Below are 26,404 nucleotides of genomic sequence, written 5' to 3' on the forward strand. Positions count from 1 at the left end.
ACAATGGTGCGAAATCGGTGGTGTCGGGACTCGTGGTGGTGCGCCGCCGTGCAACAAAATGGGGCGTGAGTGCTACTGAATGGTCCACAATATCAGCATGAATTGCATACAAAAAAGTAGAATTGCCCTTTGTACGGCGCCCGGCGCCTGGAATTGCCAATGAGTCGAGATCGGAAACTGCTGGGCGCGGCGGGTGTGATGCTGCTCCTGTCCATCATCTGGGGCTACAACTGGGTGGTGATGAAGAAGGTGATGCGCTACGTCGATCCCTTCGATTTTTCCGCGCTGCGCACCTTCCTCGGTTCGCTCGCGCTGTTTGCGGTGCTCGTGCTGCGCCGCCGCCCGCTGCGCCCGGTCGCGCTGGGGGGCACGCTGTGGCTGGGTCTGCTGCAGACGGCGGCGTTTACGGGCCTGATCCAGTGGGCGCTGGTGAGCGGCGGCGCGGGCAAGACCGCGGTGCTGGTCTATACGATGCCGTTCTGGCTGCTGCCGCTGGCGCACGCCTTCCTCGGCGAGCGGGTGCGCGGCTCGCAATGGCTGGCCGTGGGGCTGGCATTGGTGGGCCTGGTGCTGATCCTCGAGCCCTGGAGGCTGGGTGGGGACACGCAGAGCACGCTGATGGCGGTGATTGCCGGGCTGGTGTGGGCGGCGAGCGCCGTATGGGCGAAGCGGTTGCGTGGCAACGTCGAGGTCGACCTGCTGTCGCTGACGGCGTGGCAGATGCTGTTCGGTTCGCTGGTGCTGTGCGTGCTCGCGTGGGTGCTGCCGTCCGAGCCGCCGCAGATGACGCCCTATTTCATCGGGGCGCTGGTGTACAACGCGCTGTTCGCGACGGGGCTGGCGTGGCTGATGTGGCTGTTCGTCCTCGATCGCCTGCCGGCGGGACTCGCGGGGCTGTCATCGCTGGCGGTGCCGGCGGTAGGCGTGCTGAGCGGCTGGATCGAACTGGGCGAGCGGCCGAGCACGACCGAATCCTGGGGCATGACGTGCATCGCGGTGGCGCTGCTGGCGATCAGCGCGATTTCGATGCGCGGGCGCAATGGCGTGGCGGCGAAGCGTGCCGCTGTCGCAGGGCGCGGAAGGGGATAGGCGGAGCGCCGCCGCCCGCTCAGGCGCCGCGGGCGCGTTCGGCCGCGTCGAGAAAATCCTGCAGGATGGGGCTGCCGTCGAGGAGATCGCCCCCGCCGCCGTGGAATTCCGGGTGCCACTGGCAGCCGAACAGGTAGCCGTTGCCCTGCCAGCGGATCGCTTCGATGACATCGTCGCCGCGCGAACGGGCCTCGATGCGCAGGTCGGAGCCGAGGGCGCGCACGGCCTGATGGTGGATGCTGTTCACGCGGCCGCCCGTGCCCTTGTAGAGCGTGGCGAGGCGGCTGCCGTCGACGAAATCGATCGCGTGGTGGTGCTGGTCGTAAAGGTCGGCGTCGCGGTGCGGGCCGGCGCCGGGAATGTATTCGGAAATGTCCTGCCACAGCGTGCCGCCGCAGGCGACGTTGATGAGCTGGGCGCCCCGGCACACGCCCAGCACGGGCTTGCCCTGGATCACGAACTCCCACAACAGCTCGATCTCGTACAGGTCGCGGATGCGGTCGCCGGTCCATTCGGGGCGCAGGGGTTCCTGCCGGTAGGTGGTGGGGCTGACGTCCGCGCCGCCCTGCAGCACCAGCCCGTCGAGCGCGCGGACGTAGTCGTGCACCGAAATCTGCGCCCGGCGCAGGCCGAGGTGCTGCCCGATCGTCGGCACCATGAGCACGAGCGCGCCGTGCGACATGATCCAGTGCGCCATCGACTGTTCGAGGTACTGCAGGCTCTTGCCCGGAAAGCCGAGCTCCGCCGGCGGCGTGTGCAGCAGGCGGGCCGACAGGCCGATCCGCAGCGGCGCCTTGCTCACATCGCGCCTCCTCCCATCCAGCGCGCGCATTGATCCATCACGAGTTCGGGCAAGGACATGCCCGCGCCATGCCGCTCGCGCAGCCAGGCGGTGTCGTTGCGGCGCTCGCGCACCTGCTTCAGCAACTCGCCGAGTACCTCGTCGCAGCCGAGCTCGATGGCGTGCTGTTCGATGCGTGCGAAGCTGGCTTCGATTTCATCCGCGACGGAGCGCTGTTCGTGCGTTTCCGGGTGCACGTAGGCGCCGGCGAAGCCGAAGCGGCAGGCCTGGAAGCGATTGAAGGTGTAGACGAGGTAGTCGTCTTCCGAGAGCCGGATGGGGCGCTCGATCATCAGGTAGCGGGCGATGGCCTGGATGTAGGCGGCGATTGCGGCGGCGCGGCTGACGGTGAGCGGCGTGTCCATCACGCGCACCTCGATGGTGCCGTACTCCGGCTTGGGACGGATGTCCCAGTAGAAGTCCTTCATGCTCTGGACGACGCCGGTGTCGCTCATCTTGGCGAAATAGGCCTCGAACTCGCTCCAGCTCTCGACGAAGGGGGCGCGGCCCGACAGCGGGAAGGCGAACACCGAGTTGAGGCGCGCCGACTCGAAACCGGTGTCCTTGCCCTGCACGTAGGGCGAGGAGGCCGACAGCGCGATCAGGTGCGGGATGTAGCGCGACATGCCGTGCAGCAGGTAGAGCGCGGCGTCGGGGCCGGGACAGCCGATATGCACGTGCTGGCCGAACACCGTGAACTGCTTGGCGAGATAGCCGTACAGGTCGGAGAGATAGTGAAAACGCGGCTTGTCGAAGATGCGGCGTTCGCTCCAGTCCTGGAAGGCATGGGTGCCGCCGCCGCAGATGCCGATGTTGAGCTTGCGTGCGGCGGCCGTGAGGGCGGCGCGCAGGGCTTCGAGCTCTTCGGCGACCTGGGCGTAGTCGTTGCAGATGCCGGTCGACACTTCGATCATCGAGCAGGTCATCTCGGGTTTGACGTCGCCCGGCACATCCTTGCGGGCCATCACGCGCAGCAGGTCCTCGGCCGAGGCGGCGAGGTCGTAGTCGTGCGTGCTGACGAGCTGCATCTCGAGTTCGACGCCCAGCGACAGGGCGCGCGAGGAGGCAAAGGTTTCCAGGCTCATGATTGATCTCCGCGGCGGTGTTCGCGGACGCGGACCAGCGCCCGTCGGGTTGCGATCGGGCCCAGCAGTCCCAGGACGACGACCATTGCGACGACGATCGGCAGCAGGCGGTCGCCGAACTCCGGATACAGGAGACGCACGTCTTCCGCCTGCAGGAGCGCGAGGATCGACAGGGGCATCAGGCCGACACCGAGCGCGAGGCTCTTGCGCAGGTCGAGCCCGCTTACCGGACCGAAGGCCATCGCGCCGCCGAGTTTGGCGAGCGCGCGCACCAGAACGGCAAGGAGACCGACGCCGGCGCCGGCGAAGAGTTCCCCCGCGCTGACCGCCGCACCCGACAGCATGAAGGTGACGATCACCAGCACGCCGCCGACGGTACCGATCTGCTGTGGCCACAGGTGCGGGCGCGGGTCGTACCACTTGATGAACGCGCCGGCGATGAGCGGCGCGAGCAAGGTCGGCAGGCGCAAGGCCGAGAGCAGGGCGATGGCGGCCAGCAGCAGCGCGATCAGGGCGGCCAGCCCTTGTTCCGAGTTCGGGTCGACCAGCCTGCGCAGCCCGAGGTAGGCCGCGGCGATGAGCGCGCCGGCGAGCAGCGGGCCGAGCAGCAGGTACAGGGGGTGGAGCAGCGCGAGCTGCCAGCCCGCATGCACGCTGTGCAGGACGCCGACGAGGAGCTTGAGCAGGATCAGCGACACCGCGACATTGAGGGCGCACAGCGCGAGCAGGCGATCGGTGGTCGGGCCGGCGGCGCGCAGCTCGTCGGTCACGTGCGTGAGGATTACCGGCGATGTGCCGACGGCAATGGCGGCGACGGCCAGGGCGACGTCGGTGCCGGTGCCGACGAGCGACAGCGCGCCGTAGGTCAGCACGAAGGTCAGGGCCATCTCGCCGGCGCTCGCCGCGACCACCCAGCGGTTCGTCACCAGCCAGCGCAGGTCCAGCCGGATGCCGAGCTCGAACAGGATCAGCGCAATGGTGAAGTCGACGACGAGGCGGTAGCTCGCGAGGTCGTTGGTGTCGAACCAGCCCAGTGCGAGCGGGCCGAGCACGATGCCGGCGAGGGCATAGCCGCTCACGCGCGGCAGGCCGATGCGCCGGCCTGCTTCGCCGGCGAGGGCGGTCAGCACGAGGGCCACGGCAACGGGTAAAAGGGCGCCAAGCGGCAGCGGCCAGGCAGGCCAGATCAGCTGATCCATCAGGGGAGTCCTCCGATACCGGTGTGGTGTTCTGTCCCCTCCGACAGCGCGGGGGGAGCGATTTATCCGGGTGGATGGAGACGAACGGAGAGGCTTGATAATATTTCAGAAATATTCATTGGTGCAAATGTAACTGCACGTGTCCGGATACGTCATGGTAAGTGCGCGCCGCGCCCGCAACGTGTGAACGATTTCTTCACGGGCGCTCAGCGCAGGTTGGACGAGTTGAACAGCACGACCTGGTCGGCGACGAAATTCACCTGCACGTAGCGCGCCTCGTTGCCCCAGGTGCAGCTCTTCAGTGCGAGCACGTCGCTGCATTTGTCCGGGGTACCGAGCAGCTGCTTCACTTCGTTATAGGTCATGCCCATCCTGAGCTGGTCGTAATTCTCGACCGTGAGCTTGGTGCAGGCGCCCAGCATGCAGGCGAAGGCGGCGAGGCTGAGAAGGGTTGCGGGTTTCATCGTTATCGTTGGTCCGGAAGGTGGAATGGCATGTAACTGAAGCTTAATCCATCGGTCACGAGTTTTTCGTTTCCGGCGGTTAGCGTTCGGGTTCATGAAAGACGTGGATTTCGTGACCGAAGAACGCTGCCTGCGACCGAGCCTGCGCATCGCGCTGGTGACGGAGACCTGGGCACCCGAGATCAATGGTGTCGCGATGACACTGGGCCGGATGGTCGACGGCCTGATCGCGCGCGGGCACCACGTGCAGCTCGTGCGCCCGCGCCAGGCCTCGTCCGAGCGGGCGGCCGACGGCCCGGGCTTCGAGGAAGTGCTGGCGCACGGGATGAAGATCCCCAGGTACGAGGGATTGCGCTTCGGGCTGCCGGCGCGCACGCGGCTCCACCGCCTGTGGTCGCGCCACCGGCCGGACGTCGTGCATGTGGCGACCGAAGGCCCGCTGGGCTGGTCGGCGGTGTCGGCGGCGACGCGCCTGGGCATTCCGGTGACGTCGGACTTCCACACCAACTTCGACAGCTACAGCACGCACTACGGCGTCGGCTGGCTGGAACGCCCCGTCGCCGCGTGGCTCAAGCGCATGCACAACCGCACCGCGGTGACCTTCGTGCCGACGCGCGCGATGGCGCAGGCGTTGCGGGCGCGCGGCTACCGCTCGGTCGACGTGGTGGCGCGCGGCGTGGATACCGAGCTCTTCAGCCCGACGCGCCGCAGCGCGGCGCTGCGCAGGGAATGGGGCGTCGCCGCGGACGAGCTGGTCGTGGTGTGGGTCGGGCGCGTGGCGCCGGAGAAGAACCTGCCCCTGGTGCTGGAGGCCTTCGCCGCGATCCGTCGGCAGGATCCGAACGCACGGCTGGTCATCGTCGGCGACGGGCCGATGCGCAAATCGCTGCAGGAAGGCAACCCTGACGTCGTGTTCGCCGGCGCGCGCCGCGGCGAGGACCTGGCTACGCACTACGCGTCGGGCGATCTGTTCCTGTTCCCCAGCCTGTCGGAGACCTGGGGCAATGTCACGCTGGAGGCGATGGCCTGCGGCCTGTGCGTCGTCGCCTACGATCACGCGGCAGCGTCCGAAGTGATCTCCGGCGGCTGCGACGGCCTCCTCGTGAAGCCGGGCGCGGCGGCGGCCTTCGTCGCCGAATCGGTGCTCGCCGCGTCGGACGCCGGCTTGCGCGCGCGGCTCGCCGCGGCGGCGCGCCGGCGCAGCGAATCGCTGGATTGGGAGCGCATCCACGACCGCTTCGCGAGCGCGCTGCAGCGCGTCGTGGATGAAGCGCAGGCGGCGCTTCCCGACATGTTCTCCATCAAGGCAACGGTGCGCTGATGCCCCAGGTACGTTCCGTATTCATCTCCGACATTCATCTCGGCACCCGTGCGTGCCAGGCCGACCGGCTGCTCGATTTCCTGCGCGAACATCCGTCGGACTACCTCTACATGGTGGGCGACATCATCGACTTCTGGGCGATGAACCGCGGCATCCACTGGAGCGTGGCGCAGAACACCGTGGTGCAGAAGGTGCTGCGGCGCGCGCGCGGGGGATGCAAGGTGTTCTTCATCCCCGGCAACCACGACGAGGCGCTGCGCGAGTACTCGGGGATCGGGTTCGGCGACATCCGCGTCGAGGCGGAATGGGTGCATGAGACGGCCGACGGACGCCGCTACTGGCTCGTGCATGGCGACGAATACGACCAGGTCACGCGCCACCACCGCTGGGTCGCGGTGCTGGGCGACGTCGCCTACAACACCCTGGTGCGCATCAACCTGTGGCTGTCGCGCGTGCGCCGGGTGCTGCGCCGGCCGGGCTACTGGTCGCTGGCGGGCTATGCGAAGCAGAAGGTGAAGCGTGCGGTGAATTTCATCTTCGACTTCGAGGCGTCGATCGCCCACGCGGCGCATCGCAAGGGCGTGGACGGCGTGATCTGCGGCCACATCCACTGGGCCGCCGACACGCAGATCGAGGGTGTGCGCTATCTGAACTGCGGCGACTGGGTGGATAGCTGCACCGCGATCGTCGAGCATCTCGACGGGCGCATGGAAGTGGTGCGCTGGGGCGTGCCGCGTGCATACGGCGCGGCGCAGCCGGTGTTCGACCGCGCCGACCTGCCGGGGCTGGCGACGGCCCGCATGGCCGATCCGGCGGCATCTTCCGGGATCAGCCGGCGCATGCCCTGACCGGGCGCTTCAGCGGCATTGCCGGCGGCCCGCCCGGGAACGCTGCCGGCCGGCAGCGTTCAGTCGTTGTCCTTCAGCCACTCCGGCAGCGTGCGGTTGCCGGCGTTCTCCTGCACGTACTGGCGGATCAGCCGCCGAACGACCTGTGAGGGCGTCAGATCCTTGCTGGCGCAGATCTCCTCGAAGAGTCGCTTCTTTTCCGGGTCGATCAGCAAGGTCAGGCGGGCAGTTCGATTCTCTTTCATCTCGCGTCACCGGTCACGGTGATTAACATCAAATTAACATTGAAGGCGGCATCGGTATTAATGTAGTGTGCAAAAAATGCAAACGCAATGGCGCACTCAGGGAGTCCGGCCGGTGGGCGAAAGGGAAGCGGTTCTCGGTTGCTGCATGACACCGTCCGAAGGTGCGCGGCCTCCCGCGGGCGCATGCTCCGTCGGACGGGCGCCCGGTTCGCCGCGCCGCTGTGGGCGGCCGTCGGCGCTGACATCGGGGGAGGGGGCGTGCTGGTTCTCGACTGGATCCTGATCGTCGTCGCGGGCTGGTTCGCGCTGGGGTTCGCCGGGATCGCGGCGTTGCGCAACACCGCGTTCGTCGCCCGCGTGCTGTTTCCGGCCGGCGCCTTGCTCGCGGCCGCGCTCGCGGGGTTCGCCGCCGCCGCGTTGCCCGGCTCGCCGGAAACCGCGGTGCTCGCGCTGGGCCTGCCCGGACTGCCTTTCCACCTGCGTCTGGACGGGCTGTCGGCCTTCTTCCTGCTCGTGATCGGCGTGGCCGCCTTCGGCATCTCGGTCTTCGCCGCAGGCTACTTCCGCCACGGCGAGGGCACGCCGCCGGGGCTGATGTGCCTCGAATACCACATCTTCCTCGCCAGCATGGCGCTCGTCGTGCTCGCCGACGACGCCTACGCCTTCATGGTGATGTGGGAAACGATGGCCTTGTCGTCGTTCTTTCTCGTCACCGCGAACCACCGCGTGCCGGCGATCCGCGAGGCGGGCTTCCTTTACCTGCTGATCGCGCACATCGGCGCGATCGCGATCCTGCTGTGCTTCGGCGTGCTGCAGGCGAACACGGGCGACTACACCTTCGCCAACATGCGCGCGCAGTCGCTGTCGCCGCTGTGGGGATCGGCCGCCTTCCTCCTCGCGACGCTCGGTTTCGGCGCGAAGGCGGGCATCCTGCCGCTGCACGTGTGGCTGCCGGAGGCCCACCCGGCGGCGCCGTCGCCGGTGTCCGCGCTGATGAGTGCCGTGATGCTGAAAACGGCGATCTACGGCCTGCTGCGCGTGAGCTTCGACCTGCTCGGCGCGCAGCAGTGGTGGTGGGGTGTGCTGCTCATGGCCGTCGGCCTCGCGACGGCGCTGTACGGGGTCGTGTTCAGCGCGGTGCAGACCGACATGAAGCGCCTGCTCGCCTATTCGTCGATCGAGAACATCGGCCTGCTCTTCGTCGGTATCGGCCTCGGCGTGCTGTTCAACGCCTACGGCATGAAGGCGCTTTCGGCGCTGGCGCTCACTGCGGCGCTGTACCACGTCGTCGCCCATGCCCTCTTCAAGAGCCTGCTGTTCCTTGCGACCGGCTCGGTGCTGCACTCGACCGGCGAGCGCAGCCTGGGCAAGCTCGGCGGCCTGATGCGGCGCATGCCCTGGGTGGCCTGGCTGTCGCTCGTCGGCGTGCTGGCGAGTTCGGGGCTGCCGCCGTTCTCCGGCTTCGTCTCGGAATGGCTGCTGCTGCAGAGCTTCCTGTTCACGACGGGCCTGCCGGATTCCTTCCTCAACATGTTCGTGCCGGTGCTTGCGGCGGGCATCGCGCTGGTGGCAGCGCTCGCCGGCTACACGATGGTGAAGTTCTACGGCGTGATCTTCCTCGGCCAGCCGCGCGAGCCCAAGCTTGCCCACGCGCATCCGTCCTCGCCGCTCGAGCGCGCGGGTCTCGTCTGGCTCGGGGCGGGCTGCGTGCTGCTGGGGCTCTTCCCGGCGCAACTGATCGACCTGATCGACCGGGTCACGCAGCTCCTGGTGGGCGGCGGCATTGCCGACACGGTGCGCGCGAACGGCTGGCTGCTGCTGGCGCCGAGTTCGCCCGATCGCGCGAGCTACAGCCCGCTGGTATTCCTGCTGGTGGTCAGCGTCGCGGTGCTGCTCGCGGTGGTGCTGGTGCGCAAGCTCTATCACGGGCGCCTGCGCCGTGCGCCGGCGTGGGATTGCGGCTATCCGGCGCAGACGCCGCGCATGCAGGATACGGCGGAGGGCTTCGGTCAACCGATCCGCCAGATCTTCGAACCCTTCTTCCGCATGCGGCGCGAGCTGCCGTCGCCCTTCGACGCGAAGCCGCGTTACAGCGTCACGATCGAGGACCATTTCTGGCACTGGCTGTATCTGCCGGTCGCCGGTCTCACCTCGCGCATCGCGCGCGGCATCGGGCGGCTGCAGCAGGGGCGCATCGCGATCTACCTGCTGTACAGCTTCGTGACCCTGATGGTCCTGCTGCTGGTGGTGGTGAAAGCATGAGCATCGCCGGCCTGTTCGCACAGTTGCTCGCCGTGGCGCTCGCGCTCGCGCTGGCCCCCTTGCTGACGGGGTGGGTGAATCAGTGGCGTGCATGGCTGCAGGGCCGGCGCGCGCCGGGCCTGTTGCAGCCCTACCGAGTGCTGCACAAGCTGTTCAACAAGGAATCGGTCGTCGCCGAGCACGCGACGCCGCTATTTCGCGTCGCGCCCTACATCATGTTCGGCTGCATGGCGCTGGCGTGCGGCATCGCGCCGACGCTGTCGACCGACCTGCCGCTCGCGCCCGCGGCCGACGCGATCGCCCTGGTCGGCCTGTTCGCGCTGGCGCGGGTGTTCATCTCGCTTGCGGCGATGGATATCGGCACTTCCTTCGGCACGCTGGGCGCGCGGCGCGAGATGCTGATCGGCTTCCTCGCCGAGCCGGCGCTGCTGATGGTGCTGTTCTCGGCCTCGCTCATCACGCGCTCGACTTCGCTCGCGAACATCGTCGAGACGCTCGCGCACCAGCCCTTCGCGATCTACCCGAGCCTCGCGGTCGCGGGTGTCGCGTTCACGATGGTGTCGCTGGCGGAGAACGCGCGCGTGCCGGTCGACAACCCGGCGACCCACCTCGAGCTGACGATGATCCACGAGGCGCTGATCCTGGAATACTCGGGGCGCCATCTGGCACTGGTCGAGTGGGCGGCGTCGCTGAAGCTGTTCGCGTATTCCTGCATCGGGCTGGCGCTGTTCGTGCCGTGGGGTGTCGCGGAGGCCGGCACGCCGCTGGCGATCGTGTTCGCGATTCCGATGCTGGTGGTGAAGCTCGCGGTCGGCGGCGTGCTGCTGGCGCTGATCGAGACGATCAACGCGAAGATGCGGCTCTTCCGCGTGCCGGAGTTCCTCGCGACGGCCTTCCTGCTCGCGGTGATCGCGCTGCTGGTGCATGTGCTGCTCGGAGCCTGAGATGACAGCCCCCACGCTCGCGGCTATAGCCACTTCGCTGCCCCCCCGGGGGGCGAACGCCCTCCTAGGGGCGGCCCGTCGGAGGCGTTGATGAACACGCTCCTCTCCCAGTCGATCAATCTCTTCGCCGTCGTGCTGCTCGTGCTCGCGTTCGCGATGATCGCGCAGCGCCGCATCCTGACGCTGATCCACCTGTTCACGCTGCAGGGCGCGGCGCTGGCAGCGGCGACCTTGATCGTCGGCTATCTCACGGGCCAGCACCACTTGTACTTTTCCGCGGTGCTGACCTTCGTGCTGAAGGTGATCCTGATCCCGATCCTGCTGCACCGGGTGATCCGGCGCCTGAATGTGCGCTGGGACGTCGAGACGCTGTTCAACATTCCGACGACGATGCTGATCGGCATCGTGCTGGTGATCTTCGCCTTCAACCTCGCCGCACCGATCGCCGGCCTGTCCACCTCGATCGCGCGCGGCACGCTGGGGATCGCGCTCGCCTGCGTGCTGTTGTCCTTCCTGATGATGATCGTGCGCGCGAAGGCGGTGCCGCAGGTGATCGGCTTCCTGTCGATGGAGAACGGCCTGTTCTTCGCGGCCACCGCGGCGACCAGCGGCATGCCGATGATCGTCGAGCTGGGTATCGCGTTCGACGTGCTGGTCGGCATCCTGATCCTCGGCGTGTTCATGTTCCAGATCCGCGAGCAGTTCGACAGCCTGGACATCCGCCATCTCGAAAAGCTGAAGGAAGACTGATGGATCCGCTCCTCCTCGTTCTCGCGACTCCGCTGCTGGGCGGCGTGCTGCTCGCGCTGTGGGGCGACCGCGAGCGGGCAGGGGAGCTGAACGCCGCGATGAGCCTGCTGACATTGGCGGCGTCCGTGTGGCTCACGGTGATCGTCGTGCGCGACGGGCCGCTCATGGTGTGGGGCGAGTGGTTCTTCGTCGATCCGCTCAACGTCTTCCTGGTGACGCTGACCGCCTTCGTCGGCTTCACGACTTCGCTGTTCTCGCGGCCCTACATGCGCATCGAGCGCGACCACGGCAAGATGACGCCGGGGCGCATGCGGCTCTTCCACAGCATGTACCAGCTCTTCAACGGCATGATGCTGGTCGCGCTGACGACCAACAACCTCGGCATCCTGTGGGTGGCGATGGAGGCGGCGACGCTGACGACCGTGCTGCTGGTGTCGGTGTATCGCACCGCGGCGAGCCTGGAGGCGGCGTGGAAGTACTTCATCCTGTGTGGCGTGGGCATCGCGCAGGCGCTGTTCGGGACGATCCTGCTCTACCTCGCGGCCGAGCGCGCGATCGGGGGCGGCGAGGGGGCGCTGCTGTGGACCCACCTCGCGCAATCCAAGCACCTGCTCGATCCCGGCACCCTGTCGCTCGCCTTCGTGTTCCTGCTACTCGGCTATGGCACCAAGGTGGGCCTCGTGCCGGTGCATAACTGGCTGCCCGACGCGCACGCGGAGGGCCCGACGCCGATCTCGGCGGTGCTGTCGGGGCTGCTGCTGAACGTCGCGCTGTATGCCTTGCTGCGCTGCAAGGTGCTGGCGGACGGGGCGCTTGCGAACGGCCTGCCGGGGCGCATGATGATCGGCTTCGGCCTCGTCACCGTGGTCGTCGCGGCTTTCTTCCTGTCGCGCCAGCGCGACGTCAAGCGCATGTTCGCGTATTCGTCGATCGAGCACATGGGCTTGATGACCTTCGCGTTCGGCCTGGGCGGCCCGATCGCGAATTTTGCCGGGCTGCTGCACATGACCGTGCATGCGCTGGTGAAGTCGGCGATCTTCTTCGCCGTCGGCCACGCCGCGCAGAAGGCCGGTTCGCAGGCGATGGAGGACATCCGCGGCTTGCTGAAGGTGAATCCGACGGTCGGCTGGGGACTCATGCTCGGCTCGCTGGCGATTCTCGGCATGCCGCCCTTCGGCGTGTTCGCGAGCGAGTTCCTGGTCCTGACGACGGCGATGCGCGAGGCGCCGTGGGCCACGCCTTTCCTGCTCGTCGCGCTCGGCGTGGCGTTCGCGGCGATCTTCGGGCGCGTGCAGCCGATGGTGTTCGGCGAGACCTCGCTGCGCCCGCTCGCCCACCCGCCGGCGCTGCTGCCGGTGTTCGTCCATCTCGGGCTCGCGCTGATGCTGGGGCTGTACGTCCCGCCCTATCTTGAAGGCTGGTATCGGCAGGCGGCGCAGATGATAGGAGGCTAGAGTGCAACTACCCCCACGCTCACAGGTTTCGTGGAGGGCCGGCTGCGCACAGCCGGCCCGTTCGGCGGGCGCGAAGCCGTGCTTCGCGAATTCCCCTCCTCACCCCCCCGAGGAGGCGCAGGCCTCCCTTGGGGCGGCCCGGCGGGAGGCCTGAGTGGAGTTTTTCGGACTGGATTGCCGCTTCGAACGCTTCGACGCGCCCCTGCCGATCCACGGTGCGCGGGTCCTCGCCGGGCAGTGGAGCGCGCTCGCGCTGGCCGTCGCGGAGGCGAAGGGGCGGCTTGTGAGCCTGTGGGGCAGCGACGAGCGTGCCACGGGCGACGGCTTCGCGGTGTCGGCGGCGTACGCGACCGCGGACGGGCTGTTGTGGGCGAAGCTCGGGCTGGATGCGGCGAAACCGGCTTACCCGGATATCTCGCGCTTCTTCCCCGCCGCGGTCCGCATGCAGCGCGCCGCGCGCGATCTGGTCGGCATCGAGGCGGAAGACGCGGCGGACGATCGCCCGTGGCTGCGTCATGGCGCGTGGCCGGCGGACTATTTCCCGTTGCGTTTCGGGAACACCGGCCAGGAGCGCTTCCAGGCGCAGGCCGATGCCTATCCCTTCGTCCCCGTCGAGGGCGACGGCGTGCATGAGATCCCGGTCGGGCCGGTGCATGCGGGCACGATCGAGCCGGGGCATTTCCGCTTCTCGGTCGTCGGCGAGAAGGTGCTGCGGCTCGAGGAGCGGCTCGGGTACACGCACAAGGGCATCGAGCGCCGCTTCATGGGCATGGATACGGACGAGGGCGCGCGGCTCGCGGGCCGGGTGTCGGGGGACAGCACCGTTGCATATGCGTGGGCCTATGCGATGGCGGTCGAATCGCTGGCCGGCGTGAAGGTGCCCGAACGCGCCGCGTGGCTGCGCGCGCTGCTGCTCGAGCGCGAGCGCGTCGCGAACCATCTCGGCGACCTCGGCGCGCTCGGCAACGACGCGGCGTTCGGCTTCGCCCTTGCGCAGTTCTCGCGCCTGCGCGAGGACTGGCTGCGCCTCAATCGCGAGTGCTTCGGCCATCGCCTGCTGATGGATTGTGTCCGTCCGGGCGGGGTCGCGCGAGATCTCGACGCCGACGGCTGCGCGCAGCTGCGTCGCCAGGTGGCCGACATCGCACGCGAGGTTGCCGAGCTGAAGGACATCTACGAAGAGCATGCGGGGCTGCAGGACCGTCTCGTCACGACCGGCCGCGCCACGCCGGAGCTCGCACAACGCCTGGGCCTGACGGGGCTCGCCGGGCGGGCGAGCGGACAGGCGGCCGACCTGCGGGCGGACTTTCCGTGGCCGCCGTACGACGGCCTCGCGGTGACGGCCTGCACGCATCGCAACGGCGACGTCGCGGCCCGCGTCGCGATGCGCTTCGACGAGTGTTTCGCGTCGCTGCGGATGATCGACGCGCTGCTCGCCGGGTTGCCGGGCGGATCGGCCCGTGAGCCGGTCCTCGTCATGCGGGACGGTGCCGGGGCCGGCTGGGTCGAAGGCTGGCGCGGCGAGGTGTTCGTCGCGCTGGAGACCAACGCACAGGGGCGCATTGCGCGCTGCCACTGCCACGATCCTTCATGGCAGAACTGGCCGGTGCTCGAGCACGCGATCATCGGCAACATCGTTCCCGACTTCCCGCTGATCAACAAGTCGTTCAATCTGAGCTATTCGGGGCAGGATCTGTAATGTGGCACATCCTGAAGTACATCGCCCGCCGCGGCCGTGTCACCGAGCCGGCGCCCGAACCGCTGGAGGGCACGCATCGCCCCGCGCACCCGGTCCATGACGAGATCCTCGCGATCCTCGGTCGCGCGCTGGCGATCCGGCAGGTCGATGCCGGGTCGTGCAACGGCTGCGAGTTGGAGATCAACGCGCTCAACAACCCCTACTACAACATCGAGGGGTTGGGCATCCGCTTCGTCGCCAGCCCGCGCCACGCCGACATGCTGCTCGTGACCGGGCCGGTGTCGCGCCACATGGAGCTTGCGCTGCGGCGCACCTACGACGCGACGCCGGCGCCGAAGCTGGTCGTCGCGGTGGGCGATTGCGGCGGGACTGGCGGGATCTTCGGCGAAAGCTACGCGAGCTGCGGGCGCGTGTCGAACGTGATCCCCGTGGACGTGACGGTGCCGGGCTGTCCACCGCCGCCGGCGGAGATCCTGGCCGGGATTCTCGCCGCGGTGCGCGCGCGGCCGCCGATCGAGGCTGAGCCCGCGACTTTCGAACCCGGTTTCAACTGACGACAAGGCCGCCGGGGCGATCGCGTCCCGGCCCGACGGGCCCGTTCATTTCCGGCGTGCCTGCCACCAGGCGTCGAGGCTCCACGCGCCCGCCCCGTGCACGGCCAGCGTCAGCAGGCCACCCGCGATCGCGAGGTTCTTCATGAACATGATGGACTGCATCTGGTTCGCGAAGTCGGTGTGGAAGAACATCGCCGCGAGGAGGCTGAAGACGGCGAGCCCCGCCGCCGCGAGCCGTGTCAGTGCCCCGAAGAGCACCCCGAGGCCGCCGCCGAGTTCGGCGAAGATCACGAGCGGTAGCAGGGCGCCGCTCACGCCCATCGAAGCCATGTATTGCTGCGTGCCCGCATAGCCGGCGCCGAGCTTGCCCCAGCCTGCGGTGACGAAGATCAGCGCGAGAAGAACGCGCGCGACAAGTGCGACAGCGTCTTTCATTCGATTTCTCCTTGTTGGTCGGGCGTGTCGCCCTCCTATGGATGTAGTCGAAATATGACGCGTTTGCAGGCCGCCACGCGTCCGGGCGGCCTGCAGCGCGGGGCGCTACTTCGGGATTTTGACGACGTGCAGCAGGTTGGTGCTGCCGCTGCGCCCGAAGGGCAATCCGGCGATGATGACGACCGAGTCGCCCGGCCGGGCGAAGCCGTGGGTGACGACCGCGGCGCTGGCGTGCTGGACCATCTCGGCGACGTCATGCACGTCCTCGAAGGGCACCGGATGCACGCCCCACACGAGCGCGAGGCGGCGCGCGGTGGCGAGCTGCGGCGTCAGGCCCAGGATCGGCGTGCTTGGGCGCTCGCGGCTCGCCCGCAGGCAGCTGAAGCCGCTGCTGGAATAGGCGACCGTCGCCGCCGGCGCGAGCAGGGCCGCGATGCCGCGCAGCGCGCCGCAGATGGCGTCCGGGGTGTTGGCCTCGGCGGGCGTGTGGCTCGCGGCGAGGCCGGCGCGCCAGTCGGGGTCCTGCTCGACCTGGGTGATGATGCGGTCCATGATCGTGACCGCCTCGACCGGGTACTGGCCGGATGCGGATTCCGCGGACAGCATCACCGCATCGGCGCCGTCGTAGATCGCGGTGGCGACGTCGGAGGCTTCGGCGCGGGTGGGCACCGGCGCGCTGATCATCGATTCGAGCATCTGCGTCGCGACGACGACCGGCTTGCCGGCGGCACGCGCGGCGCGGACGATGCGCTTCTGCAGGATGGGCACGCGCTGCGGCGGCAGTTCGACGCCGAGGTCGCCGCGCGCGACCATGATGCCGTCGGCGAGCGCGACGATTTCATCCAGGCGCTCGATCGCGGCGGGCTTTTCGAGCTTGGCCATGATCCACGCGCGGTCGCCGACGATCTCGCGCGCCTCGCGGATGTCTTCGGGGCGCTGCACGAAGGACAGGGCCACCCAGTCGACGCCCAGCGACAGGCCGTAGTCGAGGTCGGCGAGATCCTTGGGCGTGAGCGGCGAGATCGGCAGCACGACGCCCGGCACGTTCACGCCTTTGCGGTCGGACAGCGGGCCGCCGACGAGCACCGTCGTGTCGGCGAAGTCGGCGCCGAAGGCCTCGACGCGCAGGCGCAGCTTGCCGTCGTCGAGCAGCAGTTCGGTGCCGGTTTCGAGCGCGGCGAAGATCTCGGGATGCGGCAGGTTGGCGCGCGTGGCGTCGCCTTCGGCCGGGTCGAGATCGAGTCGGAAGCGGCTGCCGACGGTGAGCGTGACCTTGCCTTCGGCGAGCTTGCCGATGCGCAGCTTCGGCCCCTGCAGGTCCATCAGCACGCCGATTGGGCGGCCGACCTCGCGCTCGATCTCGCGGATCTGGCGCAGCCGCTCGGCATGGTCGGCGTGCGTGCCGTGGCTGAAGTTCAGGCGGAACACGTCGGCGCCGGCCTCGACGAGCGCGCGGATGCGCTCGGGCGTGGAGCTCGACGGCCCGAGCGTTGCAAGGATGCGCGACTGGCGGTGGCGTCTCATGGGTGTCTCCTCGTTGTTCTTGGGTGTCTGGGTTTCGTAGGGCGGAAAAGCGCAGCGCCTTCCGCCACGCGGCGGCCGGTACGGCACATACGGCGGAAGGCGCCTTCGGCTTTTCCGCCCTACGTTCGTTACTGTTCCAGGGCGGCGATGCCCGCGCGGGCGATCTGCGCGTCGTCGCTGGCCTTGACGCCCGACACGCCGACCGCGCCGATCACGGTGCCGTCGACGACGATCGGCTCGCCGCCTTCCAGCGGCACGACCGGCATCGCCAGCGCGGCATAGCGGCCACCGTTGATCATGTCTTCCAGCGCCTTGCTGGGCTTGCCCGCCATCACGCTGGTGCGCGCCTTGTCCGGCGCGATCAGCGCGCTCGAGAGCGGCGCGCCGTCCAGGCGCTGCAGCCACAGCGCGTGGCCGCCGGCGTCGCAGACCGCGATCGTCACGGCCCAGCCGTTCCTGAGCGCCTCGGCTTCGGCCGCGGCAGCGATGCGCTTGACGTCGTCGAGGGTGAGGGCCTTGATGGTTTTCATTGCGTGATACCTCCTGTGGTTCGAGTGTGCGGCGCCGGCGTTACAGCACGACGATCGCGCGGAAGTCGTTGACGTTGGTCAGCGTCGGGCCGGTCACGAGCGAGTCGCCCAGCGCTTCGAAGAAGCCGTGGCCGTCGTTGTCCGCGAGGCTGTCGCGCGGGCGGATGCCTTGCGCCCAGGCGCGTTCGAGGGTGTCGGGCGTGACGAAGGCGCCGGCGATCTCTTCGAGCCCGTCCACGCCATCGGTGTCGCCCGCGACTGCATACACGCCCGGTTCGCCGTCGAGCGCCACCGCGAGCGAGAGCAGGAACTCGACGTTGCGTCCGCCGCGCCCCTGGCCGCGCACGGTGACGGTGGTTTCGCCGCCCGAGAGCAGCACGCAGGGCGCCGCGACCGGCTGGCGGTGACGGCGCACCTGTAGTGCGATGCCGGCCATCACCTTGCCGACGTCGCGCGCTTCGCCTTCGATGCTGTCGCCGAGCAGCAGCGGCGTGTAGCCGGCGCAGGCGGCGACCTTGGCGGCGGCTTCGAGCGCCATCTGCGGCGTGGCAATGAGCGTCGTCGTCACGCGCGCGAGACGCGCATCGCCTGGCTTGATCGATTCGCCCGCGCCGCTCTCCAGCAGCGCGCGCGCCGCCGCGGGCAGGTCGATGCCGTAGCGCGCGACGATCTCCAGCGCGTCGGCGCAGCTCGTCGGGTCGCCGACGGTGGGGCCGGAGGCGATGGCGATGGGGTTGTCGCCGGGCACGTCGGAGATCAGCAGATTGACGACGCGCGCCGGATGGCAGGCCGCGGCGAGCCGGCCGCCCTTGATCGCGGAGAGGTGGCGGCGCACGCAGTTCATCTCGGCGATCGTCGCGCCGGATTTCAGCAGCGCGCGGTTGATCGCCTGCTTGTCCTCGAGCGTGATGCCTTCGGCCGGCAGCGGCATCAGCGCCGAGCCGCCGCCCGAGATCAGGCAGATCACGAGGTCGTCCGCGGTGAGGCCCTGTACGGTTTCGAGCATGCCGCGCGCGGCGGCGAGGCCCGCCGCGTCGGGCACGGGGTGGGCGGCCTCGACGATGGTGATGCGCTCGCAGGGCACGGCGTAGCCGTAGCGGGTGACGACGAGGCCGGACAGCGGCCCCGGCCAGTTGCGCTCCAGCGCCTGCGCCATCGCGGCGGAGGCCTTGCCGGCGCCGATGACGACGGTGCGGCCCTTCGGCGGCGCGGGCAGGTGGCGCGGAATGCAGCGTTCGGGCTGGGCGGCCTCCACGGCGGCGGTGAACATCTGCCGCAGCAGGGCGCGGATGTCGTCTTCAGTGGTCATGGCGGGATCCGTGTCGAGGGAGATCGGCGAAAACGCGGGCAAGGTCTTTGACCGCACGCCGGCGCGTTCGTCGGCGGCAGTCACGGAGGGGATGTTCCCCCGCGAACTCGTGCGGGTAACATCCGGTATTCCGCGTATTGCGCCGCGGAGGGTGGCTCAGCAGCCATCGGTCCGACCGTCCGGAACCGCCGTGCGAGGCTGGGGCCAAGGCAGTGGCTTTCGGCCACTGCACTTGTTGGCCACTCACTTGCTACTTACTGGCCAATCTCGAAGTTCGCCATCTTCTCCAGCGCCTGCACCATCGCCGAGTGGTCGCGGCCGGCCCCGCCGTGCGCGGCGCAGGCATTGAAGAGCTCCTGCGCGGTCGCGGTGTTGGGCAGCGACACGCCGATCTGGCGCGCGGTCGCCAGCGCGAGGTTGAGATCCTTCTGGTGCAGCTCGATGCGGAAGCCCGGATCGAAGGTGCGCTTGATCATGCGCTCGCCGTGCACCTCGAGGATGCGCGAGGACGCGAAGCCGCCCATCAGCGCCTCGCGCACGCGTGCCGGATCGGCGCCGTTCTTCGCCGCGAACAACAGCGCTTCGGCGACCGCCTCGATGTTCAGCGCGACGATGATCTGGTTGGCGACCTTGCAGGTCTGGCCGTCGCCGTTCTTGCCGACCAGCGTGATGTTCTTGCCCATCAACTGGAAGAGCGGCAGCGCCTTCTCGAAGGTCGAGTGCTTGCCGCCGACCATGATCGACAGCGTGCCGGCCTTCGCGCCCACCTGGCCGCCCGAGACCGGCGCGTCGAGGTATTCGCAGCCGAGGTCGTTGATCTTCTGCGCGAATTGCTTGGTCGCGACCGGGCTGATCGAGCTCATGTCGATGACGATCTTGCCCGGCGACAGGCCTTCCGCGACGCCGTTCGCGGCGAACAGCGCCTCTTCGACGTTGGGGGTGTCGGGCACCATCAGGATGATGAAGTCGGATTTCTGCGCGACTTCGCGGCCGGTGTCGCACACGGTCGCGCCGGCGTCGACGATCTGGCGCGGCGCCTTCCCGTGGGTGTTCACGAACAGCGTGTGGCCGCCGTCGATGAGGTGCTGGGCCATCGGCGCGCCCATGATGCCCAGTCCGATGAATCCGATGTTCGCCATGTTGTGGTCTCCGTTATGTGTGGTGTCTCTGTGGGGCAGGGGTGCTCAGCGCGTCAGCGCCTCGATCCAGCCCAATCCTGCGCGCGTGTCGCCGGCCGGCTTGTATTCGCAGCCGATCCAGCCGTCGTAGCCGCTGCGGTCGATGAAATCGAACAGGAAGCGCCAGTTGATCTCGCCCGTGCCCGGCTCGTTGCGGCCCGGGTTGTCGGCGAGCTGCATGTGCGCGATCTGCGGCAGGTGGCGCCTGATCGTGTTCGCGAGTTCGCCTTCCATGCGCTGTGCGTGGTAGATGTCGTACTGGATGAAGAGGTTGTCCGAGCCGACCGCTTCCAGGATCTCCGCCGCCTGCGCCGTGCGGTTGAGGTAGAAGCCGGGGATGTCGAAGGTGTTGATCGGCTCCATCAGCAGGCGGATGCCCGCGTCCTCGAGTTTCGCCGCGGCGAAGCGCAGGTTGTCGATGAAGGTCTCGCGCACGCGGCCCGCCTCGACGCCGGCCGGCACCTTGCCCGCCAGGCAGTTGAGCTGCCGGCAGCCGAGCGCCTGCGCGTACTCGATGCCGCGCCCGACGCCGTCCTGGAATTCGCCGACGCGCGCCGGATCGCAGGCGATGCCGCGCTCGCCCGCGTCCCAGTCGCCCGCAGGCAGGTTGTGCAGCACCTGCGTGAGGCCGTGGCGGTCGAGCCGCTCGGCGATCTGCTCCTTCCGATAGGCATATGGGAACAGGAATTCGACGCCCTGGAAGCCCGCATCGGCGGCGGCCCCGAAGCGGTCGAGGAAATCGACCTCGTTGAACAGCATCGTCAGGTTGGCATTGAACTTCGGCATGTCTTTCTCTCCCGTTTTCAGTCGAGCAGCGCGACCGCCGTCGGTGCGTCGGCGCGGCTTGCGGCGAGCGGCTCGAATTCGTTGATTGCGTTGATCTCGGTGCCCATCGCGATGTTGGTCACGCGTTCCAGAATGATCTCGACCACCACCGGCACGCGGAATTCCTCCATCCACGCGCGCGCCTGCGCAAAGGCCGGGCGGATGTCCTCCGGCTTCCTGACGCGGATCGCCTTGCAGCCCAGGCCCTCGACGACGCCGATGTGATCGACGCCGTAGCCTTCGGTCTCGGGCGCGTTGATGTTCTCGAACGCGAGCTGCACGCAGTAATCCATGTCGAAGCCGCGCTGCGACTGGCGGATCAGGCCGAGGTAGGCATTATTCACGACCACGTGCAGGTAGGGCAGCTTGAACTGCGCGCCCACCGCCAGCTCCTCGATCATGAACTGGAAGTCGTAGTCGCCCGAGATCGCGACGACCTTGCGCTGCGGGTCCGCGGCGACGACGCCGAGCGCGGCCGGCACCGTCCAGCCGAGCGGGCCCGCCTGGCCGCAGTTGATCCAGTGGCGCTCCTTGTACACATGCAGGAACTGCGCGGCGGCGATCTGCGACAGGCCGATCGTCGTGACGTAGCAGGTGTCCTTGCCGAACGCCTTGTTCATCTCCTCATAGACGCGCTGCGGCTTCATCGGCGTCTCGTCGAAGTGCGTCTTGCGCAGCATCGTGCGCTTGCGCCCCTGGCAGTCCTCGACCCACTGACGGCGGTCGGGCAGGCGGCCTTCGGCCTGCATCTCGCGCGCCACTTCGCTCAGGCGGTCGAGCGCGGCGCCGGCATCCGACACGATGCCGTAATCCGGCCCGAACACGCGGCCGATCTGGGTCGGCTCGATGTCGATATGCACGAACTTGCGGCCGGCCGTATACACCTCGACCGAACCCGTGTGGCGGTTCGCCCAGCGGTTGCCGATGCCGATCACGAAGTCCGACGCGAGCATCGTCGCGTTGCCGTACTGGTGCGAGGTCTGCAGGCCCACCATGCCGGCCATCAGCGGATGGTCGTCGGGGATCGCACCCCAGCCCATCAGCGTCGGGATCACCGGTACACCCATGATCTCGGCGAATTGCTGCAATTTCGCTGCCGCATCGGCGTTGATCACGCCACCCCCGGCGACGATCAGCGGGCGCTCGGCGGCGTTCATCATCGCGATCGCTTTCTCGGCCTGGGCACGCGTCGCGGCGGGCTTGTACACCGGCAGCGGCGCGTAGGTCTCCTCGTCGAACTCGATCTCGGCCATCTGCACGTCGAAGGGCAGGTCGATCAGCACCGGGCCGGGGCGGCCCGAACGCATGATGTGGAAGGCCTGCTGGAACACGCGCGGCACCTGCGCCGGCTCGCGCACCGTCACGGCCCACTTCGTCACCGGCTTCGCAATCGACTCGATATCGACGGCCTGGAAGTCCTCCTTGTGCAGGCGCGCACGCGGCGCCTGGCCGGTGATGCAGAGGATGGGTATCGAATCCGCCGATGCCGAGTACAGGCCCGTGATCATGTCGGTGCCCGCCGGGCCCGAGGTGCCGATGCACACGCCGATGTTGCCGGCCTTGGTGCGGGTGTAGCCCTCGGCCATGTGCGAGGCGCCCTCGACGTGGCGGGCGAGGTAGTGCCGGAAGCTGCCGTCCTTGCGGAGGGCCGAGTACAGCGGGTTGATCGCCGCGCCGGGGATGCCGAACAAGGTCGTGATGCCTTCCTTGCGCAGCACTGCCGCGGCAGCGTCGACTGCTCTCATGCGGGCCATGGTGTCTCCTCCTGTCTCCTGATCGGCTCGGGGCCGTCGATGGGTGTTGGATGCAGGATAGGGAGGAACGCACGCGGAATGAATTACCGCGGGGATCGTTTCTGTCGATACTTGAAGTATCGACTGCCCCGGCGGGCGCCGAAAATGAAAACCCCCGGCGGATATGGCCGGGGGCATGGGGTGGCGCGCCGTGGGATCAGCGCGAGAGTTCGTGGCCGATGACGCCGCCGAGGGCTGCACCGCCGATCGCGCCGGCGGTCGAGCCGGTGGCATTGTGGCCGACGCCGGCGCCGACCGCGGCACCGAGGATGGTGCCGCCGGTGGTCGAGCAGGCCGACAGGCTCAACGCGGCGACCACGATCACGAGCATCGATTTCAGGCCCTGGTTCTTCATGATGACCTCCTTGCGGCAGGCCGGCCCGCTGGTGGGGCCGGCTGGCCGCCCTTATTTCGCCGGCTCGCTGCCCGTCGCGGGCGCGGCCGGTGATGTCGATTCCGAACCGCCTGTCGGCGGCACGGACGTCGTCGGCGGCGTCGGCGCTGCGGGCGCCGGCGAGCTCACCGGGGAGGCGGGCGGCGCCGAGCTGGCCGGCATCGGTGACCCCGCTTCCTTCTTGCCGCAGGCCGCGAGCAGCAGCGGCGTCACCAGGGCCGCGATCAGCAGCGGGCGGGCAAGTTGCCGGGATGTTTTCGTCGTGCTCATGATGAATCTCCTGTGTGGGTCGGGGGTTACTTCAGGCGGATGTCGTTCTTCACCGACGTCACGCCTTTCACGTTGCGGGCGAGCTGCACCGCCCGTTCCATTTCCTGCTTGTCGTTCGCGAAGCCCGAGAGCTGCACGGCGCCCTTGAAGGTCACGACCTTGATGTCGAGGGCGTCGACCGCCTTGTCCTGCACGAAGGCCGTCTTGACCCGGGTCGTGATCACGCTGTCGTCGATGTATTCGCCGGTGCTCTCGCGCGTCGGCGTGCCGCTGCAGGCCGTCAGCGCGGTCAGCACTGCGGCGAGCAGGGTCGTTCTGGCGATGATGCGATGCATGATGTGTCCTCCTTGTCATCCGCGATCAGGCCTGGCCGCCCTTGCCGGGGGGCGATGCGACGCCGCGGTTCTTCTCCTGCAGGGTGCGGATCAGCCCGTCCGGCCCACCTTTCGCAAGCTCGTTCGCGAAGCTGGTGCGGTAGTTGGTCACCAGGCTCACGTTATCGACGCTCACGTCGAAGACCTTCCACGTGCCCGCGTTCTTCGCCAGCCGGTAATCGACGGCGATCGGATGTCCGCCGGGCTGGTTGATCTGCGTGCGCACCAGCGCGGCCCCGTCCGCCCCTGCCTGGGTGGAGGGCTTGTAGCTCACCGTCTGATTCCTGTACGAGGTCAGCGCGTTCGCATAGGTGCGCATCAGCAAGGTGCGGAATTCGCGGGTCAGCGCTTCGCGCTGCTCGGGGCCCGCCTGGCGCCAGCCCTGGCCGACGGCCAGGCTGGTCATCCGCGTGAAATCGAAGTGCGGCCCGATCTTCTCCTCGATCAACGTCATTGCCTTGCGCTGGTCGCCGGACTGCAGCGCCTTGTCTTCGCGCAGCACGGTCAGCACGTCCTCGGTCACGCCCTTCACGAGCGCATCGGGGGTCGATTCCTGCGCGTGGAGCGCCAGCGGCGCCAGCATCAGCGGCAGGCAGACGAGACAGGTTCGCAGTTGTCGGATCATGGCAGGTCTCCTTTTCAGGGCGCGGTCGTTCGGGGGATTCGCCCGGCCGCGCTTACTGTTTCGAAAGCTGTTTCGCCTTCTCGTGGGCGCCCCATTCGATCAGCGAAATCTTTCCGTTGTGGTCGGTGTCCATCGCGTCGAAGTTCGTCTGGGCCTCGGCCGAGCGCTTCGCCTCGTCCTTCGAGATCTGCCCGTCCTTGTCCTGGTCGAGCTCCTTGAACATCGGCGGCAGCTCGGTGCGGCCGGCCTGGGGCGTCACGCCCTTGAGCGCCGACGGGGCGGAATCCGGGGTGACCGGGGACTTGGCCGGGTCGGCGGCCGTCGCCGCCACGGGAAGGGTGCCGGCGACTGCCAGTGCGAGTACGGTAAGAATGTTTTTCATCGGTGCTCTCCTGCAGTTGTGGGGCTTATCGTTCGTTCGCGGCCCCGGCGGCCAATGCTGCGTCGTGCCTGTACGGGGTGCGATGCGAGCAAGGCCCATCGTAGGGATCGTGCAGGGGAGGGTCTGTCGGACGATGCGGAATCGCGTGTAGGACGATTCCTGCAGGCGTCGAGACTCGCAAACAGCCCGTCGTGGAGATTCGCCATGAGCCTGATGACGCCGATTCGCGCCTACGCCCGCGCCGAGCGCACCGCCCGCATCGGGCGCCAGGGCCTGCTGGCGCTGGGCTGCGTGCTGGTGCTGTCGCTTTTCGCGTCGAGCTTCTGGCAGGCGGGCACCAGCCTCGAGGCGCTCGGCAAGCTGCAACTGCATGCCGAGCGCACGGGGCGCGTCGACAGCCTGATGATCCAGCTCGTCGAAGCCGAAAACGGCGTACGCGGCTACCTGCTCACGCGCAACCGCGCCTACCTCGAGCCCTACCTCAACAGCCTCGCCACGCTCAACTACACGCTCGACGACATCCACCTCGACCTCGGCAAGGGGCCGGAGAACGAACAGATCCTCTCCCACATCACCGGGCTCATTACGCTGCGCATGCGCATCCTCTCGGACGAGGTCGAGCGCGGCCAGCTCGCGGACCGGTCCGCCTCCGCGGACGGCCGCCGCTACATGGACGACATCCGCAAGACGCTGGGCGAGATCAAGCGCCGCACGCGCGCACAGGGCCAGCGATCGTTCGACGAGTCGATCGCCCACGTCGACCGCACGCGCTGGGTGGTCGCGACGCTCGCGGGCGGCGCGCTCGCGCTGCTGGTGATCCTGTTCCTCACCTTGCGCGCGCAGATGCGGCTGCGCGAACAGATCGCCACGCTGCTCACGCGCGAAAACGCCCGCCTGGAAGGGCAGGTGCGCGCACGCACGGCCGAACTCTCCGATCTCGCGAGCCACCTCACGAACACGCGCGAAGCCGAAAAGGCGCGGCTCGCGCGCGAACTCCATGACGAGCTCGGGGCGCTCCTCACCGCGGTGCGCATGGACGTCGCGTGGATCGCGCGCAAGCTCGAACCCGCCGCGCTCGCCCCGCATCGCGAGCGCTTCGACCGCCTGCTGCACACGCTCGACAGCGGCATCGCTCTCAAGCGCCGCATCATCGACGACCTGCGCCCGCCGCTGCTGAAGGAGCTCGGCATCGTCGCCGCGCTGCGCACGCTGGGCGAGGAATTCGCCAAGAACGCCGGCATCGGGGTCGCGCTCGACCTGCCCGGAGACGACCTCCCGCTGCCGGAGGAAACCTCGCTCGCGCTGTTCCGCATCGTGCAGGAAGCGCTCACCAACGTACGCCGCCATGCGCACGCGCAGCATGTCGAACTATCGCTGCAGATCACGCCCGAACGCGTGCAACTGGTGGTCGCGGACGACGGCGCCGGCTTCGACGCCGACGCCGCGCGCGGGCGGCACGGCCTTGCGGGCATGCGTCACCGCGTGCAGATGTTCGCCGGCGAACTCGCCATCGACAGCGGCCCCGGCCGCGGCACGCGCATCCGTGCGAGCCTGCCCTGCGAGTGGATCAGGCCGGGCGAGGCCCCTCAGTCCGCCCTGGCGGAAGAACGCCGCACCGACTCCACGTAGTCCAGCAGCGCATCCATCTCCAGCGCCTTGTCGAAGAAGCGGTCCACCCCCAGCGCGCAGCAGCGCTCGCGCAGGTGCGTGTGGGCGTGATTCGTGAACACCGCCGTCGAGGGCCGCCCGTAGCGCTCGGGCTTCGCCCGCAACGCGCGCAGCACCCCGAGCCCGCTGCCCTCGCCCAGATTGAGATCCACGATCGCCAGGTCCGGTCGCTGCGCCTCCAGTTCCGCGAGCGCCGCGTCCTCGTCCGCCGCGACGGCGACCACCGCGACGCCCTCCAGCTCCTCCAGCATCCCGCCCAGCAGCTTGCCGAGGAGGGGAGAGTCCTCGATCAGCAGCACCCTGAGCGGCGGACGAGATCGCGGCGCCATGATCGGGTCGTCC

28 protein-coding genes are annotated in these 26,404 nt (G+C 68.6%); 10 read left to right on the plus strand and 18 right to left on the minus strand.

Translation table 11 applies throughout. The features are described from left to right. The first annotated feature begins 159 nt into the window (after positions 1 to 159). Positions 160 to 1,089: a DMT family transporter gene (locus GPA22_RS16845; RefSeq protein WP_169257216.1), complete on the plus strand. Its 930-nt coding sequence runs from the start codon at positions 160 to 162 to the stop codon at positions 1,087 to 1,089. A 19-nt stretch (positions 1,090 to 1,108) separates the two neighbouring features. Here GPA22_RS16845 and GPA22_RS16850 read toward each other — a convergent pair whose 3' ends face one another. From GPA22_RS16850 to GPA22_RS16865, 4 genes are all read right to left on the minus strand, one after another. Further along, positions 1,109 to 1,891, minus strand: a complete 783-nt coding sequence (locus GPA22_RS16850) for a gamma-glutamyl-gamma-aminobutyrate hydrolase family protein (protein WP_169257217.1) — start codon at positions 1,889 to 1,891, stop codon at positions 1,109 to 1,111. Beyond that, complete coding sequence (locus GPA22_RS16855) at positions 1,888 to 3,015, minus strand: YbdK family carboxylate-amine ligase (RefSeq protein WP_169257218.1); 1,128 nt, start codon at positions 3,013 to 3,015, stop codon at positions 1,888 to 1,890. Before GPA22_RS16855 ends, GPA22_RS16850 begins: the two co-directional genes overlap by 4 nt. After that, positions 3,012 to 4,214 carry a cation:proton antiporter gene (locus GPA22_RS16860; protein ID WP_169257219.1) on the minus strand — a complete coding sequence of 401 codons (1,203 nt, stop codon included), beginning with the start codon at positions 4,212 to 4,214 and terminating at the stop codon, positions 3,012 to 3,014. The genes GPA22_RS16855 and GPA22_RS16860 overlap by 4 nt, the downstream gene beginning before the upstream one ends. A gap of 206 nt (positions 4,215 to 4,420) precedes the next feature. Then, entirely contained in the window at positions 4,421 to 4,678 is a 258-nt protein-coding gene (locus GPA22_RS16865; protein ID WP_169257220.1) for a DUF3862 domain-containing protein, read from the minus strand. 94 nt (positions 4,679 to 4,772) lie between these two features. Here GPA22_RS16865 and GPA22_RS16870 point away from each other — a divergent pair, with 94 nt between their 5' ends. Then, a complete protein-coding gene (locus tag GPA22_RS16870; RefSeq protein ID WP_169257221.1) occupies positions 4,773 to 5,999 on the plus strand; it encodes a glycosyltransferase family 4 protein in 1,227 nt (408 codons plus the stop codon). Then, positions 5,999 to 6,847 carry a UDP-2,3-diacylglucosamine diphosphatase gene (locus GPA22_RS16875; protein ID WP_169257222.1) on the plus strand — a complete coding sequence of 283 codons (849 nt, stop codon included), beginning with the start codon at positions 5,999 to 6,001 and terminating at the stop codon, positions 6,845 to 6,847. The genes GPA22_RS16870 and GPA22_RS16875 overlap by 1 nt, the downstream gene beginning before the upstream one ends. 59 nt (positions 6,848 to 6,906) lie before the next feature. Here GPA22_RS16875 and GPA22_RS16880 read toward each other — a convergent pair whose 3' ends face one another. Beyond that, positions 6,907 to 7,092 carry a CopG family transcriptional regulator gene (locus tag GPA22_RS16880; RefSeq protein WP_121427864.1) on the minus strand — a complete coding sequence of 62 codons (186 nt, stop codon included), beginning with the start codon at positions 7,090 to 7,092 and terminating at the stop codon, positions 6,907 to 6,909. A 183-nt stretch (positions 7,093 to 7,275) separates the two neighbouring features. Here GPA22_RS16880 and hyfB point away from each other — a divergent pair, with 183 nt between their 5' ends. From hyfB to GPA22_RS16910, 6 genes are all read left to right on the plus strand, one after another. Further along, positions 7,276 to 9,354: a hydrogenase 4 subunit B gene (gene hyfB / locus GPA22_RS16885; RefSeq protein ID WP_246264470.1), complete on the plus strand. Its 2,079-nt coding sequence runs from the start codon at positions 7,276 to 7,278 to the stop codon at positions 9,352 to 9,354. Next, on the plus strand, positions 9,351 to 10,298 hold the full coding sequence (locus GPA22_RS16890; protein ID WP_169257223.1) for a respiratory chain complex I subunit 1 family protein: 948 nt from the start codon (positions 9,351 to 9,353) through the stop codon (positions 10,296 to 10,298). Before hyfB ends, GPA22_RS16890 begins: the two co-directional genes overlap by 4 nt. A gap of 90 nt (positions 10,299 to 10,388) precedes the next feature. Further along, positions 10,389 to 11,048 (plus strand): formate hydrogenlyase, encoded by a 660-nt coding sequence (locus GPA22_RS16895; RefSeq protein ID WP_169257224.1) that lies wholly within the window; start codon positions 10,389 to 10,391, stop codon positions 11,046 to 11,048. Next, positions 11,048 to 12,502 carry a hydrogenase 4 subunit F gene (locus GPA22_RS16900; protein WP_169257225.1) on the plus strand — a complete coding sequence of 485 codons (1,455 nt, stop codon included), beginning with the start codon at positions 11,048 to 11,050 and terminating at the stop codon, positions 12,500 to 12,502. The genes GPA22_RS16895 and GPA22_RS16900 overlap by 1 nt, the downstream gene beginning before the upstream one ends. Positions 12,503 to 12,656: 154 nt before the next feature. Further along, positions 12,657 to 14,201 (plus strand): NADH-quinone oxidoreductase subunit D-related protein, encoded by a 1,545-nt coding sequence (locus tag GPA22_RS16905; protein ID WP_169257226.1) that lies wholly within the window; start codon positions 12,657 to 12,659, stop codon positions 14,199 to 14,201. Then, positions 14,201 to 14,755 carry an NADH-quinone oxidoreductase subunit B family protein gene (locus tag GPA22_RS16910; RefSeq protein WP_169257227.1) on the plus strand — a complete coding sequence of 185 codons (555 nt, stop codon included), beginning with the start codon at positions 14,201 to 14,203 and terminating at the stop codon, positions 14,753 to 14,755. The genes GPA22_RS16905 and GPA22_RS16910 overlap by 1 nt, the downstream gene beginning before the upstream one ends. A gap of 45 nt (positions 14,756 to 14,800) precedes the next feature. Here the strand turns inward: GPA22_RS16910 and GPA22_RS16915 are convergent, their stop codons facing one another. The 12 genes from GPA22_RS16915 to GPA22_RS16970 form a co-directional block, all read right to left on the minus strand. Further along, complete coding sequence (locus GPA22_RS16915; protein WP_169257228.1) at positions 14,801 to 15,190, minus strand: DoxX family protein; 390 nt, start codon at positions 15,188 to 15,190, stop codon at positions 14,801 to 14,803. Between the two features lie 105 nt (positions 15,191 to 15,295). After that, a complete protein-coding gene (pyk, locus tag GPA22_RS16920) occupies positions 15,296 to 16,714 on the minus strand; it encodes a pyruvate kinase (protein ID WP_169257229.1) in 1,419 nt (472 codons plus the stop codon). Positions 16,715 to 16,842: 128 nt separating this feature from the next. Further along, positions 16,843 to 17,244, minus strand: a complete 402-nt coding sequence (locus GPA22_RS16925) for a GlcG/HbpS family heme-binding protein (protein ID WP_169257230.1) — start codon at positions 17,242 to 17,244, stop codon at positions 16,843 to 16,845. A gap of 40 nt (positions 17,245 to 17,284) precedes the next feature. Beyond that, on the minus strand, positions 17,285 to 18,553 hold the full coding sequence (locus tag GPA22_RS16930; RefSeq protein WP_169257231.1) for a glycerate kinase type-2 family protein: 1,269 nt from the start codon (positions 18,551 to 18,553) through the stop codon (positions 17,285 to 17,287). A 254-nt stretch (positions 18,554 to 18,807) separates the two neighbouring features. Further along, a complete protein-coding gene (glxR, locus tag GPA22_RS16935; protein WP_169257232.1) occupies positions 18,808 to 19,692 on the minus strand; it encodes a 2-hydroxy-3-oxopropionate reductase in 885 nt (294 codons plus the stop codon). A 45-nt stretch (positions 19,693 to 19,737) separates the two neighbouring features. After that, positions 19,738 to 20,517, minus strand: coding sequence for a hydroxypyruvate isomerase (gene hyi / locus GPA22_RS16940; RefSeq protein WP_169257233.1), 780 nt, complete (start codon positions 20,515 to 20,517; stop codon positions 19,738 to 19,740). A gap of 17 nt (positions 20,518 to 20,534) precedes the next feature. Beyond that, positions 20,535 to 22,310 (minus strand): glyoxylate carboligase, encoded by a 1,776-nt coding sequence (gene gcl, locus GPA22_RS16945; protein WP_169257234.1) that lies wholly within the window; start codon positions 22,308 to 22,310, stop codon positions 20,535 to 20,537. A 196-nt stretch (positions 22,311 to 22,506) separates the two neighbouring features. After that, positions 22,507 to 22,704, minus strand: a complete 198-nt coding sequence (locus tag GPA22_RS16950; protein WP_169257235.1) for a glycine zipper 2TM domain-containing protein — start codon at positions 22,702 to 22,704, stop codon at positions 22,507 to 22,509. 51 nt (positions 22,705 to 22,755) lie between these two features. Then, a complete protein-coding gene (locus GPA22_RS16955; RefSeq protein WP_169257236.1) occupies positions 22,756 to 23,013 on the minus strand; it encodes a hypothetical protein in 258 nt (85 codons plus the stop codon). A gap of 26 nt (positions 23,014 to 23,039) precedes the next feature. Further along, positions 23,040 to 23,348, minus strand: a complete 309-nt coding sequence (locus tag GPA22_RS16960) for a BON domain-containing protein (protein ID WP_169257237.1) — start codon at positions 23,346 to 23,348, stop codon at positions 23,040 to 23,042. Between the two features lie 25 nt (positions 23,349 to 23,373). Then, a complete protein-coding gene (locus GPA22_RS16965; protein WP_169257238.1) occupies positions 23,374 to 24,012 on the minus strand; it encodes an MlaC/ttg2D family ABC transporter substrate-binding protein in 639 nt (212 codons plus the stop codon). A 52-nt stretch (positions 24,013 to 24,064) separates the two neighbouring features. Continuing rightward, the gene (locus GPA22_RS16970; protein ID WP_211169182.1) at positions 24,065 to 24,394 is read right to left on the minus strand and encodes an EF-hand domain-containing protein; all 330 of its coding nucleotides are present in this window, start codon (positions 24,392 to 24,394) and stop codon (positions 24,065 to 24,067) included. Between the two features lie 204 nt (positions 24,395 to 24,598). Between GPA22_RS16970 and GPA22_RS16975 the strand changes: the two genes are divergently transcribed. Beyond that, positions 24,599 to 26,023: a CHASE3 domain-containing protein gene (locus tag GPA22_RS16975; RefSeq protein WP_169257240.1), complete on the plus strand. Its 1,425-nt coding sequence runs from the start codon at positions 24,599 to 24,601 to the stop codon at positions 26,021 to 26,023. Here the strand turns inward: GPA22_RS16975 and GPA22_RS16980 are convergent. Then, a complete protein-coding gene (locus tag GPA22_RS16980; RefSeq protein WP_169257241.1) occupies positions 25,981 to 26,391 on the minus strand; it encodes a response regulator in 411 nt (136 codons plus the stop codon). The genes GPA22_RS16975 and GPA22_RS16980 overlap by 43 nt on opposite strands. Positions 26,392 to 26,404 lie beyond the last annotated feature (13 nt).

It is taken from the genome of Aromatoleum toluvorans (genome assembly GCF_012910905.1).
GTDB classification, from domain to species: domain Bacteria; phylum Pseudomonadota; class Gammaproteobacteria; order Burkholderiales; family Rhodocyclaceae; genus Aromatoleum; species Aromatoleum toluvorans.